General features: G+C 71.8%; 9 protein-coding genes. 8 read left to right on the top strand and 1 reads right to left on the bottom strand.

What is annotated here, in order from left to right; genetic code table 11:
- The first annotated feature begins 334 nt into the window (after positions 1-334).
- The 6 genes from DQ392_RS14290 (at position 335) to DQ392_RS14265 (ending at position 10,633) form a co-directional block, all read left to right on the top strand.
- Positions 335-3,652, top strand: a complete 3,318-nt coding sequence (locus tag DQ392_RS14290) for a putative bifunctional diguanylate cyclase/phosphodiesterase (RefSeq protein WP_114016028.1) — start codon at positions 335-337, stop codon at positions 3,650-3,652.
- A gap of 272 nt (positions 3,653-3,924) precedes the next feature.
- On the top strand, positions 3,925-5,787 hold the full coding sequence (locus DQ392_RS14285) for an acetolactate synthase large subunit (RefSeq protein ID WP_114015964.1): 1,863 nt from the start codon (positions 3,925-3,927) through the stop codon (positions 5,785-5,787).
- Between the two features lie 31 nt (positions 5,788-5,818).
- Positions 5,819-6,343: an acetolactate synthase small subunit gene (ilvN, locus tag DQ392_RS14280; protein WP_114015963.1), complete on the top strand. Its 525-nt coding sequence runs from the start codon at positions 5,819-5,821 to the stop codon at positions 6,341-6,343.
- 161 nt (positions 6,344-6,504) lie between these two features.
- On the top strand, positions 6,505-7,503 hold the full coding sequence (gene ilvC / locus DQ392_RS14275; RefSeq protein WP_114015962.1) for a ketol-acid reductoisomerase: 999 nt from the start codon (positions 6,505-6,507) through the stop codon (positions 7,501-7,503).
- A 217-nt stretch (positions 7,504-7,720) separates the two neighbouring features.
- On the top strand, positions 7,721-9,310 hold the full coding sequence (serA, locus tag DQ392_RS14270; protein WP_114015961.1) for a phosphoglycerate dehydrogenase: 1,590 nt from the start codon (positions 7,721-7,723) through the stop codon (positions 9,308-9,310).
- A 105-nt stretch (positions 9,311-9,415) separates the two neighbouring features.
- Positions 9,416-10,633 carry a DUF1266 domain-containing protein gene (locus tag DQ392_RS14265; RefSeq protein ID WP_114015960.1) on the top strand — a complete coding sequence of 406 codons (1,218 nt, stop codon included), beginning with the start codon at positions 9,416-9,418 and terminating at the stop codon, positions 10,631-10,633.
- A gap of 28 nt (positions 10,634-10,661) precedes the next feature.
- Here the strand turns inward: DQ392_RS14265 and DQ392_RS14260 are convergent, their stop codons facing one another.
- A complete protein-coding gene (locus tag DQ392_RS14260; protein ID WP_114015959.1) occupies positions 10,662-11,849 on the bottom strand; it encodes a PucR family transcriptional regulator in 1,188 nt (395 codons plus the stop codon).
- Between the two features lie 251 nt (positions 11,850-12,100).
- On the opposite strand from DQ392_RS14260, the gene DQ392_RS14255 reads away from it, so the two are divergent.
- Positions 12,101-13,027, top strand: a complete 927-nt coding sequence (locus DQ392_RS14255; RefSeq protein WP_114015958.1) for a proline dehydrogenase family protein — start codon at positions 12,101-12,103, stop codon at positions 13,025-13,027.
- A gap of 80 nt (positions 13,028-13,107) precedes the next feature.
- The gene (gene pruA / locus DQ392_RS14250) at positions 13,108-14,739 is read left to right on the top strand and encodes an L-glutamate gamma-semialdehyde dehydrogenase (RefSeq protein ID WP_114015957.1); all 1,632 of its coding nucleotides are present in this window, start codon (positions 13,108-13,110) and stop codon (positions 14,737-14,739) included.
- Positions 14,740-14,784 lie beyond the last annotated feature (45 nt).

The following is a 14,784-nucleotide window of genomic DNA, read 5'->3' as shown; positions in this document are numbered from 1 at the left end:
AACCCCCCGAGGCCGCGAGAGACCACTCTACGGATCCGTACGACTGCACCCTGTTCCGAACTTCCCTCTTGTGGTTACGGTCAGTATTGGGACTATGTCCCTGAGTGACGAACCTGGTGTATCGTCCCGATCGGGGGGCGAAACCCGGACACGAGGGGGGCGACGGGCGAATGCACGATCAACGGACGAACTGCCGCACGGGGGAACGCACACACGGCGTTCCACGCCACCGCAACCGTCAGCCAGAAAACCCGCGTTGCGCCGCACCACCGCACACGGTGCGTGACGGCCGTGCCGACTCCACCAAGTGGCCCCCGTCCTGGCGGGTGGCACGATGACGACCAACGAAGCGGCCCCGCGACGCAACCCGTACTGGACCACACCCGATGCCCGCGCCGGTGGCACCGGACGCGGTACGTCGGTGCCACCGCAGACCCGCGGAATCCCGCCACGGGCGAGGGGGACCGGGCTTCGGGTGAACGAAGCCACCGGCAGGACCGACGGCATCCCGCCCCAGCCGCGCGGAGGGGGCTCGGGCGGGGCCACCACAGGACTGGCACCGCAGTTGGCGCTCGCCGTCATCTGCGCCGGCTACGCCATCGGAGCAGCCCTCGGCTGGGGCTCGCAGACCGTCGCCGTGTTCATGGGCGACTTCGGGCTCAGCGCCGCCGCCCTGCTGGCCGCCGCGTCCTGCCTGTGGTACGCCTACACGACGCGCCGCGACGCCGAACGGCCCGACGCCGCCCACCTGGCACCGGCTCAGCGCGCCCGCCTGCGGGCCAGCCGCCCCGCCTGGGCGCTCTTCGGCGTCTCCTCGCTGATGGCGGCGCTGGGCAACGGGGTGTGGGGCTGGTACGAGTTGGTGCTCGACCAGCCGGTCCCCAGGCCCTCACTGGCCGACTTCTGCTTCCTGCTGTTCGCGCCACCGGCCATCGTCGGGCTGCTCGTGCTCGCCAAGCGCCCGGTGACCCGCGCGGGCTGGGTGTGCCTGAGCCTCGACGCCTGGCTGATCGGCGGCTCGCTGCTGACGCTCTCCTGGTCCCTCGCGCTCGCCCACACCGCCTACTGGCAGGGCGACTCGGTGGCCAGGGCCGCGCTGAACATGGCCTACCCGCTGCTGGACATCGTGCTCGTCAGCATGGTGCTGGCCCTGCACTTCAGGCGCTCCTCCGCGCACCGCAGCGCCATCAACACCGCGGTCGGCGCACTCGCGCTGACGGTGCTGTGCGACGCCCTGTTCACCTCGCCGATGCTGCGCGAGCACTACGCCTCGGGCCAGTTGCTGGACGCGGGCTGGTTCGCCGGGTCGCTGCTGCTGGCGTACGCGCCCTGGGTCGGCAGAAGCCGCGGCAGGAGCCCGGCACCGCCGCAGCCGCAGCCGCTGGCCACGGCCCGTGAGGCGGAGGCCCGCGCCACGCACCCCAGCCGGCCCCTCTCCGGTTCGCTCAGCGCGCTGACGCCGTACCTGGCGGCGGCCGTGTGCACCCTGGGCATCCTCTACAACTCGGTGGACGGCCGCGAGATCGACCGCGTCGTCCTCTACACAGGATGCACGGTCGTGCTGGCACTGGTGCTGCGCCAGGGCATCATGCTGCTGGACAACATCACGCTCACCCGGGAGCTGGCGCAAAAGGAGAACCACTTCCGCTCCCTGGTGCAGGGCTCCAGCGACGTCATCATGATCACCGCGGCCACCGGCAGTCTCCGCTACGTCTCGCCGGCCGCGGCAGGCGTCTACGGGCGCGACGCCGAGGACCTGGTCGGCGCCGAACTCTCCTCCCTCGTCCACCCGGAGGACCTCGGCCAGGTGCTGCACGAGCTGCGCCGCTTCCTGGCCACCTCCAGCGACCAGGAGTCGTGCACGAGAATCGAGTGCCGTATCCGGCACGGCCAAGGCCACTGGCTCAACGTCGAGTCCACGGTCAACCGCTATCAGGGCGGCCTGATCTTCAACAGCCGGGACGTGACCGAGCGCGTGCGGCTCCAGGCGCAGTTGCAGCACAACGCCTCGCACGACGCGCTCACCGACCTGCCCAACCGCGCCCTGTTCACCGAGCGGGTCCGTCAGGCCATCGGCTCACGCCGCGGTGGTGACTGCGGCACGGCGGTGCTCTTCATCGACCTGGACGGCTTCAAGGCGGTCAACGACACCGTCGGCCACCAGGCGGGCGACGAACTGCTGGTGCAGGCGGCGCGGCGGCTCCACGAGTCGGTGCGCTCCGGCGACACCGCGGCGCGGCTGGGCGGCGACGAGTTCGCCGTGCTCATCCGCGGCGACGGTGAGCCGGGCGCGCCCCCTGACGCCGAACGTGAGCTGCGCATACACGACATCGCCGACCGGCTGCGGATCACCCTCTCCGACCCCTACCGGGTCGAGGGCACGCAGGTGCGGGTGGCCGCCTCCATCGGCATCGCCTTCGCCGAGCCCGGCATCACCCCCAGCTCCCTGATGCGCAACGCCGACCTGGCGATGTACCGCGCCAAGCAGGCGGGCAAGGCCCGCGTGGAGCTGTACGCGCCGCAGATGCAGGCCGAGGTCGTCAAGCGCGCCGAGCTGGCGGCGCGGCTGCGCAGCGCGCTGCACGACGGCGAGTTCGCGCTGCTGCACCAGCCGATCGTCGAGCTGGCCAGCGGCAAGATCACCGCGATCGCCGCGGAGGCGCGCTGGCGCTCGGAGGCGGGCATCCTCTTCACGCCCGCGGAGTTCCTGCGCACCGAGGGGGCCTCGGCGCGTGAGGCCCGCGGTATGGGCGGTGAGCGGGCCGCCGAGGTGAGCCGCTGGCTGCTGGAGGAGGCCGTCGCCCAGGCGGCGGCCCGTCAGCGTGCCGGATACGGGGCCCCGGTCACGGTGCGGCTGCCCGCCCGGCGGCTGACCGAGCCCGGCATGGAGCCGCACGGCGTCGGCGCCCTGCTGGCCCGGCACGGGCTGGCGGCCGCGCCGGGGCCCACCGGCGGTACGGCGCTGGGCGCGCCCGCGGCCAACGCCGGGGTGCCGGGGGCGCCGGGGGCGCTGATCCTGGAGCTGTCCGACAGCGACCCGCGCATTCCGCTGGACGAGCTGGAGCGGCGGCTGAGCGCGCTGCGCAGGCTGGGGGTGCTGATCTCGCTGGACGGCTTCGGCAGCGGGGCCTCCGGAGGAGCTTCGATCTCGGCGCTGCGCAGGCTCCCCATCGACATCCTGCGCCTGGACCGGGGGCTCACGGACGGCATCGTGGAGTCCTCCAGGCAGCGCAAGATCACGGCCGGGCTGCTGCGGATCGCCTGCGACCTGGGGCTGACCACGGTGGCCGAGGGGGTCGACCTGCCCGAGCAGGCCACGCTGCTGCGCGAGATGGGCTGCACGCACGGCCAGGGCGCCGTCTTCTCCGGACCGCTGGACGAGCACCGGCTGCGCACGGCGCTGGCCCGCGGGGTCTACGCGGTGCCCGAGTCGAGCCGCAGCGGGGGCGCTTACGGATACGGCGAGGAGCACCCGGAGGGCCGGGAGCCCGCGGTGGTGGTCCCGGGAGCGTCGCCGGTGCGGCGCGGTACCTCGCCGGGGTCCGTGCGGCCGGGGCCCGGGAGGCTGACCGTGCGGCAGCAGGGCACGCCTGAAGCCCTGGTGCATCCTGCGTCGCGTTCGGATGCTGAGACGCCTGTCCCACCCACTTGACACCCGGGGGTTGACGGGGAGAGGGTCGTCATCATGCGCACCCGAATTCTCGTACTTGGAAAGCGCGTCGGCTGACCGGGGCTCCACACCCCGCGACCTTCCCGGCGCGCTCCCCTCGCTTGCCTCGCGGCACGAGGGGTTTTTTGTTGCACCAGCACCCGAGCCCAAACCAGCGGTAGCCCAACAACCCCGACAAACGGGACACGAGCAGCCCCGTACGAGCGACCGCCCCCGACGAGTGTCAACCCTCACTCTCCGAGAAGAGACAAGCGATGACCGAACAGGCCACCGGGGCCCCCAAGCCGCAGCCGCGGGCCCGCAACGGCGGACAGCAGCCGACTTCCGTTCCGGCCCAGGCGCCCCGCATCACCGGCGCCCAGTCCCTCATCCGCGCTCTTGAGGAAGTCGGCGCCGACACCGTATTCGGCATCCCCGGCGGCGCCATCCTGCCCGCCTACGACCCGATGATGGACTCCTCGCGGGTCCGGCACGTCCTCGTCCGGCACGAGCAGGGCGCGGGCCACGCGGCCACCGGGTACGCGCAGGCCACCGGCAGGGTCGGCGTCTGCATGGCCACCTCGGGCCCCGGCGCCACCAACCTGGTCACCCCGCTCGCCGACGCGCACATGGACTCCGTGCCGATGGTCGCCATCACCGGACAGGTGGCCGCGGGGTCGATCGGCACCGACGCCTTCCAGGAGGCGGACATCTGCGGCATCTCGATGCCGGTCACCAAGCACAACTTCCTGGTCAAGGACCCGGACGAGATCCCCCGCACCATCGCGGAGGCCTTCCACATCGCCTCCACGGGACGCCCGGGACCCGTCCTGGTCGACATCGCCAAGGACGCCCTCCAGGGCGAGACGGTCTTCCAGTGGCCGCCGACCGCCGAGCTGCCCGGCTACCGCCCGGTGACCAAGCCGCACGGCAAGCAGATCCGCGAGGCCGCCAAGCTGATCAGCGAGGCCCGCCGCCCGGTCCTCTACGTCGGCGGGGGCGTCCTGAAGGCCGGCGCCACGGCGGAGCTGAAGGTTCTGGCCGAGCTGACCGGCGCGCCGGTGACCACCACCCTCATGGGCATCGGCGCCTTCCCCGACAGCCACCCGCAGCACCTGGGGATGCCCGGCATGCACGGCACCGTCGCCGCCGTCACCGCGCTGCAGAAGGCCGACCTGATCGTCGCCCTCGGTGCCCGCTTCGACGACCGCGTCACCGGCAAGCTCGACTCCTTCGCGCCGTACGCCAAGATCGTCCACGCCGACATCGACCCCGCAGAGATCGGCAAGAACCGCGCCGCGGACGTGCCGATCGTCGGCGACGCCCGCGAGGTGCTGGCCGACCTGGTGGTCTCTGTCCAGACCGAGCAGTCCGAGCGTCCCGGCGAGCCAGGCGACCGGTACGCCGACTGGTGGGCCATGCTCGACCGCTGGCGCGAGACCTACCCGCTCGGCTACGACAAGCCCGAGGACGGCTCGCTGGCCCCCCAGCAGGTCATCCAGCGGATCGGCGAGCTGGCCCCCGAGGGCACGGTCTTCGCCGCCGGGGTCGGCCAGCACCAGATGTGGGCGGCCCACTTCATCGACTACGAGCAGCCCGCCACCTGGCTCAACTCCGGCGGCCTGGGCACCATGGGCTACGCCGTGCCCGCCGCGCTCGGCGCCAAGGTCGGCATGCCAGAGCGCGCCGTGTGGGCCATCGACGGCGACGGCTGCTTCCAGATGACTAACCAGGAACTGGTCACCGCGGCGCTCAACGGCGCCCCCATCAAGGTCGCCGTCATCAACAACGGCGCGCTGGGCATGGTCCGCCAGTGGCAGACCCTCTTCTACAACCAGCGCTACTCCAACACCGTGCTGCACGACGGCGAGCAGGGCGAGCCGAACCGGGGCACCAGGGTGCCCGACTTCGTCAAGCTGGCCGAGGCCATGGGCTGCGTCGGCATCCGCTGCGAGGACCCCGACGAGCTGGACGCGGTCATCGAGAAGGCCAACGCGATCAACGACCGGCCCGTCGTCGTCGACTTCATCGTCCACGAGGACGCCATGGTCTGGCCGATGGTCGCGGCGGGCACCTCCAACGACGAGGTCATGGCGGCGCGCGGCGTGCGCCCCGACTTCGGCGACAGCGACGACTGACGGCCACCGGCACAAGGAAGGCATGACACCGATGTCCAAGCACACGCTCTCCGTGCTGGTGGAGAACACCCCCGGCATCCTGGCCAGGATCGCCTCTCTCTTCTCCCGCCGCGGCTTCAACATCGACTCGCTCGCGGTCGGCGTCACCGAGCACCCCGACATCTCGCGCATCACCATCGTGGTGAACGTCGAGGACCTGCCGCTGGAGCAGGTCACCAAGCAGCTCAACAAGCTGGTCAACGTCCTCAAGATCGTCGAGCTGGAGCCCTCGTCCGCCGTTCAGCGTGAACTCGTCCTGGTGAAGGTCCGCGCCGACAACGACACCCGCTCCCAGATCGTGGAGATCGTTTCGCTCTTCCGCGCCAAGACCGTCGACGTCTCTCCCGAGGCCGTCACCGTCGAGGCCACCGGCAGCGCCGACAAGCTGGAGGCGATGCTGAAGATGCTGGAACCGTACGGCATCAAGGAACTGGTGCAGTCCGGAACCATCGCCATAGGGCGCGGCGCCCGCTCCATCACCGACCGGAGCCTGCGTGCGCTGGAGCGCTCCGCCTGAGGGCTTCGCACGACCGAGCGTGGGGGTAACCGCGACCGGTCATTCCGCCGGACCCTCTCCGCCGTGGCAGAACGCCGTTGCGGCGGGGTTGGGACGGGCACCATCGCCTGGCCGCGTAGGTTGGGCACCACACCAAGACTGAGCACAAGGAGAAACATCCCGTGGCCGAGCTGTTCTACGACGACGACGCCGACCTGTCCATCATCCAGAACCGCAAGGTCGCGGTCCTCGGATACGGCAGCCAGGGCCACGCCCACGCGCTGTCGCTGCGCGACTCGGGCGTCGACGTCCGGGTCGGCCTGCACGAGGGCTCGAAGTCCCGCGCCAAGGCCGAGGAGCAGGGCCTGCGCGTGACGGCGCCGGCCGAGGCGGTCCAGGAAGCGGACGTCATCATGGTCCTGGTTCCCGACCCGATCCAGGCCAAGGTCTACGAGGAGTCCATCGCCCCCCACCTCAAGGACGGCGACGCCCTCTTCTTCGGCCACGGGCTGAACATCCGCTACGACTTCATCAAGCCCCCGGCCTCCGTCGACGTGTGCATGGTCGCCCCCAAGGGCCCGGGCCACCTGGTGCGCCGCCAGTACGAGGAGGGCCGCGGCGTGCCGTGCATCGCGGCCGTCGAGCAGGACGCGAGCAAAAGCGCCTTCGCGCTGGCCCTCTCCTACGCCAAGGCCATCGGCGGGACCCGCGCCGGCGTCATCAAGACGACCTTCACCGAGGAGACCGAGACCGACCTGTTCGGCGAGCAGGCCGTGCTCTGCGGCGGCACGGCCTCGCTGGTCAAGGCGGGCTTCGACACCCTGGTCGAGGCCGGCTACCAGCCGGAGATCGCCTACTTCGAGTGCCTCCACGAGCTGAAGCTGATCGTGGACCTCATGTACGAGGGCGGCCTGGAGAAGATGCGCTGGTCGGTCTCCGAGACCGCCGAGTGGGGCGACTACGTCTCCGGTCCGCGCATCATCAACGACCAGACGCGCGCCGAGATGAAGAAGATCCTCGGCGAGATCCAGGACGGCACGTTCGCCAACAACTGGATGGCCGAGTACAAGGCGGGCCTGCCCAAGTACAGCGAGTACAAGAAGGCCGACGAGGACAGCCTCCTGGCCACCACGGGCGAGAAGCTGCGCAACCTGATGAGCTGGGTCGACGAGGACAAGTAAGCGCCCCTTCTTCCTCCGCTCGCGGGCCCGGCGGCCCCGGTCGCGGGCGCCCTCCCCGGTCCGGGGAAGGGCGCCCGCGACCGTCGGTGTGGGGTGCACGGATCACCCACATCGAGGGCGGGGCCCTCGATAGACTGCGGGGCACACAGGCTCACAGCGTCGTGCGTCTGCCCTCCCGCCCCGCAGGGACCCGCGCTGTCCAGGACTTGGAGACCACGTGAGCAAGCCCGTAGTACTCATCGCCGAAGAGCTCTCACCCGCCACCGTCGACGCGCTGGGCCCGGATTTCGAGATCCGGCAGTGTGACGGCGCCAACCGGGACGAACTGCTGCCCGCCCTCGCCGATGTGGACGCCGTCCTCGTCCGTTCCGCCACGAAGATCGACGCCGAGGCCGTCGCCGCGGCGAGCAAGCTGAAGGTCGTCGCCCGCGCCGGCGTCGGGCTCGACAACGTGGACGTGCCCGCCGCCACGAAGGCGGGCGTGATGGTCGTCAACGCGCCGACCTCCAACATCGTCACCGCCGCCGAGCTGGCCTGCGGGCTGCTCATCGCGACGGCCCGCAACATCCCGCAGGCCACCGCGGCGCTCAAGGGCGGCGAGTGGAAGCGCAGCAAGTACACCGGTGTGGAGCTGAGCGAGAAGACGCTCGGCGTGGTCGGCCTCGGCCGTATCGGCGTGCTGGTGGCGCAGCGCATGTCGGCGTTCGGGATGAAGGTGGTCGCCTACGACCCGTTCGTGCAGCCGGCGCGGGCCGCGCAGATGGGCGTGAAGCTGCTGTCCCTGGACGAGCTGCTGGAGGTCGCCGACTTCATCACCGTCCACCTGCCCAAGACCCCGGAGACGGTGGGGCTGATCGGCCACGAGGCGCTGCACAAGGTGAAGCCGGACGTGCGCCTCGTCAACGCCGCCCGCGGCGGCATCGTCGACGAGGAGGCGCTGGCCGCAGCCCTCAAGGAGGGCCGGGTCGCGGGCGCGGGTCTGGACGTGTACGCCTCCGAGCCGTGCACCGACTCGCCGCTGTTCGCCTTCGACCAGGTGGTGTGCACCCCGCACCTGGGCGCCTCCACCGGTGAGGCGCAGGAGAAGGCGGGCATCGCGGTCGCCAAGTCGGTGCGGCTGGCGCTGGCGGGCGAGCTGGTGCCCGACGCGGTCAACGTGCAGGGCGGTGTCATCGCCGAGGACGTGCGTCCGGCGCTGCCGCTGGCCGAGAAGCTGGGCCGGATCTTCACCGCGCTGGCGGGCGAGGTCGCCGTGCGGCTGGATGTCGAGGTGTACGGCGAGATCACCCAGCACGACGTGAAGGTGCTGGAACTGTCCGCGCTCAAGGGCGTGTTCGAGGACGTGGTGGACGAGACGGTGTCCTACGTCAACGCGCCGCTGTTCGCCCAGGAGCGGGGCGTGGAGGTGCGCCTGACCACCTCCAGCGAGTCGGCCGAGCACCGCAACGTGGTCGTCGTACGCGGCACCCTGGCGGGCGGCGAGGAGGTCTCGGCCTCCGGCACCCTCGCGGGCCCCAAGCACCTCCAGAAGATCGTCGCGATCAACGAGCACGGCGTGGACCTCGCCGTCGCCGACCACATGGCGTTCTTCCGCTACGGCGACCGCCCCGGCGTCGTCGGCACGGTCGGCCGCATCCTCGGCGAGGCGGGCATCAACATCGCGGGCATGCAGGTCTCCCGCGCGGAGGAGGGCGGCGAGGCCCTGGTCGCCCTGACGGTGGACGACACGATCGCGGGGCCCGTGCTGACGGAGATCGCCGACGAGATCGGCGCCACCCACGCGCGGGCGGTCGACCTGGCGGAGTGAACGAGGCCCCCGGGAGAGGGGGCGCCCACGGCGGGGACCGCGCGAGCGCTTCGCGCGGTCCCCGCCATCTCGGCCCCCTTCCGCTCTCGCTACGCTGCGGTGTTCATGGGGACACGCGGGAGGGCACAGGGGGAGAGCACCGGCTGGACGGCGCCGACCGAGGTCGAGGACGCGCTTGCCGAGGCCCGTGAACGGGAGGACTGGGACGCCTATCTGGCGGCGCTGACACGCGCCGAACTGTTCGTCTACGTCTTCAAGGACCAGATGGACCGCGGCCCGGTCCAGCCCCGGCTGTACACCCGGGACGGCGGGTGGTGCCTCGAGGTCCGCACCCGGGGCATGCTGCTGCGGGAGCCCCGGAAGCACCTGGTGGCCGCGCGGCTGCCCGATCCGGGGCGGCTCTGGAAACGGTGGAAGCTGTCCGACGCCGACTACGTGGGACTCGTCGTCAACCCCGGCACCCCCGTCGAGGCGTACTTCCCGGGCGGCCGCGCGCTGGCCCGGCGCTGGCATCGGCTCGCCCGGAAGTCCGAGCCCCCGCCCGGGGAGAACGTCCTGCGCACCCGGCGGAACGGCATCCTGACCGGCCCCTTCGCCCACGGCCTGGCCTGCGGTGCCCATCTCGCCGTGCGGAACGCGGTGTTCTGGAACGACGTGGGAGACGTCTGCCTGAGCTACGCGGACGACGAGGAGATCCTGCGTGAACTGTGGGGCGTGACCGACCACGCCGGCTGGCGGGAGCAGCTGGACCACCTCCTCGCCGGTACCAACAGCCCGGGCGAGCCGGAGTTCGTGCTCGGAGTGCGGGCGGAACTGGCCAGGCTGCTGCCCGGGACGCAGGTCACCGCGGAGCAGTGGCGCGAGGCCGCCTTCGACTGCCTTGTGGAGGCACACGACGGCGCCATGCGGGAGGCGGAGCGCCGGGCGCTCCGCGCCGTGCTCACCTCGGTCACCGGAAAGATCCTGCGGTACGAGGCCCGGTTCAGGGCCGACGGGCTGCTGCCGCCCTCCGGCCGGGTCCGCTCGGCGCTCGCCTACGACTACGGCCGTGCCGTCAACGTCGCCCGGTGGGGCCGGGGCGCCCGGCTGGCCACCACCATGCAGGCGGAGGAGGCCGTGATACGTGCGGGAGAGCTGTGCCGCGAGACCTACGACTCCTGGGCGGAGCTGTCCGCAGGCTACGTCCTCGGCCGGGCGCTGCGCTTCGACGAGGAGACCTTCGGGGAGTGGTACCAGTCGTCGCTGATCCAGCACCGGATCCTCACCGGGGATCCGGTCAGCCCTTGGCGGTCCCTGTCGTTCGGCACCGGCGCGCCGCTCTGAGCGCCGTCGGCGTGCTCGGCTTCGCCCCTCACAGCCGCGCCGCCTTCAGGGCCATGTGCAGCAGCAGGCGGTCCTCGCCCTCGTCCAGGTCGAGGCCCGTCAGGCGCTCCACCCGCGTGAGGCGGTAGTACAGCGTCTGGCGGTGGATGCCGAGGGCGGCCGCGGAGCGTCCCGCCTGGCCCGCGCAGTCCAGGAAGACCTCGGCGGTGCGGGCGAGTTCGTGGTGCACCGGGCGCAGCAGGTCGTGGACGACGGGGTCGGGCACGGGCCCGGTCGGGGCGAGGCCCGTCAGCAGCCGGTAGGGTCCGATGGCGTCCCACTCGGCGATCGCGTCCTGCGGGGGTTCGGCCGCGGCGGCCCGCGCGGCGGCCCGCGCCTCCCGCCAGGCGGTGGGCAGTCCTGCCAGTCCGGTGCGGGGCGTGCTCAGCCCCGCGGTCGGGCCGCCGTCGCCCGCCCCTTGAGGTCCTGCGGACCGCAGCAGCCGGCCGGCGGCCGCGCGGGCCGCGTCCAGTCCGTGCGGGGTGCGCAGCCGCACGAGCGCGGCCAGCGCGCCGTCGCGTACACACTGCGCGGCGAGCCGGGGGAGTGCGCCCGTGAGGGGTGACTGGCCGGACGAGCGAGGGTGTTCGTCCTGCTCCCAGGGGAGTACGGCCACGAGGGCGAGCGGGCCGGCAGCGGCGTCGCCCAGTGCGGCGGCCAGCCCGGCGACCGCCTCGTCCCGCGCGCCGCCGCCCCGCTCGGCGAGGGCCGCGCTCAGCAGCTCGCCGGTCCGCTCCTCGGCGCGGAAGTGCGCGGCGAGCTGGGCGCCGGTGCGTTCCGCGACCGTCATCGCGGCGGTCAGCCGGGGGTCGGCCAGGTCGAGCGCGCCGTCGTCGAGGAGCCAGATGTAGCCGTACACCACCCCCCGGTCCCGCACGGGCAGGCAGATGCGGCCGTGCACCACCCCGGCTGCCGGGTCGGGAGGGATGCGGACGGGGCCTGTGGCGCGGGTGATGCCGTAGTTCTCGAAGAACGCGCGCACGGCGGGCGCCGACCTGCGTTGCAGGATCGTACGGGTGCGCACCGCGTCCAGCGCCAGATCGAGGCCCTGGCCCTCCTCGTCGCCGCTCTCGTGCGCGCCGAAGGCGATCAGCGAGAAGTCACGGCCCTCCAGGGTGGCGGGGGTGCCCAGCAGCTGGGAGACCTCGTCGATCAGCGCCTGGTAGTCCTCCCGCATGCCCGCCCGGCCTCCGTGCCACTCGTCCGCTGTTTCGCAGGAACGCCGTCGTCGCGCTCCACCGGCCATTCTCATACATCTGTATGAGATCTGGTCCACGGACACGTGACAGCTGTCGATGGTCCGCGCCCCGCCGCGCTCCTTACCTTCGAGGTGGCTCGGCGCACCCGCTGCCCGGTACCGCCGACCGGCACCGTCCCGGCACCCGACGCCGCCGAGCCGCCCACAAGAACAACCCGTGGAGGTGCCCCGTGCTGGGACCCGTGCTCCTCGCCGCCGCCCGCAGCGACAGCATCCGCCGCCTCGTCTCGGCCGCCCCGGTCACCCGCCCGATGGTGGACCGCTTCGTGGCGGGCGAGCAGCTGGAGCAGTGCCTGACCAACGTCACCGCGCTCACCGGGCGCGGCATGCGGGTCACCGTCGACCACCTGGGCGAGGACATCACCGACCGTTCGGAGGCCGTCCGCAACCGCGACGCCTACCTCGCGCTGACCGACGCGCTGGCCGGTGCCGGGCTGGCCGAGCACGCCGAGATGTCGGTCAAGCTCTCCGCCTTCGGGCAGGCGCTGCCGGGCGGGCACGAGCTGGCGCAGCGCAACGTGCTGCCCGTCGTCGAGGCGGCCACGGCCGCCGGCACGACCGTCACCCTCGACATGGAGGACCACACCACGGTCGACTCTACGCTGGCGATCCTCGGCCGGCTGCGCGAGCGCTTCCCCCGCACCGGGGCCGTCGTCCAGTCCTACCTCTTCCGCACCGAGGACGACTGCCACGCGCTGGCCGGCGAAGGCTCCCGCGTCCGCCTCGTCAAAGGCGCCTACAACGAACCCGCCGACGTCGCCTTCCAGAACAAGAGCGAGGTCGACAAGGCGTACGTGCGCTGCCTGAAGGTCCTCATGGCCGGCAAGGGCTACCCGATGGTCGGCTCCCACGACCCCCGCATGGTGGCCATCGCCCAGAACCTCGCCGAGCGTTACGGTCGGAAGAAGGACGAGTACGAGTTCCAGATGCTGTACGGCATCCGCGAGGCCGAGCAGGAGCGGCTGGTCGCGCAGGGGCACGGCATGCGCGTCTACGTCCCCTACGGCACGGACTGGTACGGGTACTTCATGCGCCGCCTCGCGGAGCGCCCCGCCAACATGGGCTTCTTCCTGAGGTCCCTCGTCAGCCGGGGCTGAGACGGTGACGCCCGCACCGCCTCCGGCCTGACGGCCCCCACCCACACGACGCCCGAATCCCTCGACCACAAGGAGCAACCGTGGACGCTGTGACCCAGGTCCCCGCCCCGTACAACGAGCCGGTGCACGGCTACGCGCCCGGCAGCCCCGAGCGTGCGCGCCTGGAGGCCAAGCTCAAGGAGCTGGCCGACAACCCGCGCGAGCTGCCGATGACGATCGACGGCGTCAAGCGCATGGGCGGCGGCGAGCGCGTCGACGTCGTACAGCCGCACAACCACCGCAAGGTGCTCGGCACCTACGCCACCGCCACCCGCCAGGACGCGCAGGACGCCATCGACGCCGCCCTCGCCGCGGCCCCGGCCTGGCGCGCGATGTCCTTCGACGACCGCGCGGCGATCATCCTCAAGGCCGCCGAGCTGCTCTCCGGACCCTGGCGCGAGACGATCGCCGCCTCCACCATGCTGGGCCAGTCCAAGACCGCCCAGCAGGCCGAGATCGACGCCCCCTGCGAGCTGATCGACTTCTGGCGGTTCAACGTGCACTTCGCACGTGAGCTGATCACCGAGCAGCCGCTGATCCAGCCGAACGGCATCTGGAACCGCATGGACCACCGCCCGCTGGAGGGCTTCGTCTACGCGATCACGCCGTTCAACTTCACCGCCATCGCCGGCAACCTGCCCACCGCACCCGCGCTGATGGGCAACGTCGTCGTCTGGAAGCCCTCGCCGACCCAGACCCACGCCGCCGTGCTCCTGATGGAGCTGCTGGAAGAGGCCGGACTGCCCAAGGGCGTCATCAACCTGGTGACCGGCGACGGCAAGGACGTCTCCGAGGTCGCCATCCCGCACCCGGATCTGGCCGGCATCCACTTCACCGGCTCCACCGCCACCTTCCAGCACCTGTGGAAGAGCGTCGGTGAGAACATCGCGACCTACAAGTCCTACCCGCGCATCGTCGGCGAGACCGGCGGCAAGGACTTCATCGTCGCCCACTCCTCCGCCGACCAGGCCGTCCTCAAAACCGCCATCACCCGCGGCGCCTTCGAGTACCAGGGCCAGAAGTGCTCGGCCGCCTCCCGTGCCTACCTGCCCCGCTCCATCTGGGAGAACGGCTTCAAGGACGAGCTGGCCACCGAGGTCCGGGGCCTGGCCATGGGCGACGTGACGGACCTGTCGAACTTCATCGGCGCCGTCATCGACGAGCGCGCCTTCGCCAAGAACAAGGCCGCCATCGACCGCGCCAAGGCCGACCCGGCCTGCGAGATCGTCGTCGGCGGCACCTACGACGACAGCGTCGGCTACTTCGTCGCGCCGACCGTCATCGCCTGCTCCGACCCGGAGAACGAGGTCTTCAAGACCGAGTACTTCGGTCCGGTCATCGCCGTCCACGTCTACGAGGACGAGGACTGGGAGACGATGCTGGAGCAGATGGAGTCGGCCTCCGCGTACGCGCTGACCGGCGCGGTTCTCGCCAAGGACCGCGCTGTCCTGGCCGACGCCTCCGAGAAGCTCCGGTTCGCCGCGGGCAACTTCTACCTCAACGACCGGCCCACCGGATCCATCGTCGGCCAGCAGCCCTTCGGCGGTGCGCGGGCGTCCGGCACCAACGACAAGGCCGGCTCCAAGTTCAACCTCATCCGCTGGTCCTCGCCGCGCGCCATCAAGGAGACCCAGGTGGCGCCGACCGACTACCGCTACCCGCACATGGGCTGACACCCCAGCCCCCGTCACCGGAGGCCCGGCCCGCAAGGGCCGGGC

Origin of the sequence: Streptomyces reniochalinae, assembly GCF_003323735.1 — a bacterium.
GTDB lineage: Bacteria > Actinomycetota > Actinomycetes > Streptomycetales > Streptomycetaceae > Streptomyces > Streptomyces reniochalinae.
The sequence above is the reverse complement of the archived record's forward strand: the minus strand, read 5'-3'. Positions and strand labels throughout refer to the sequence as shown.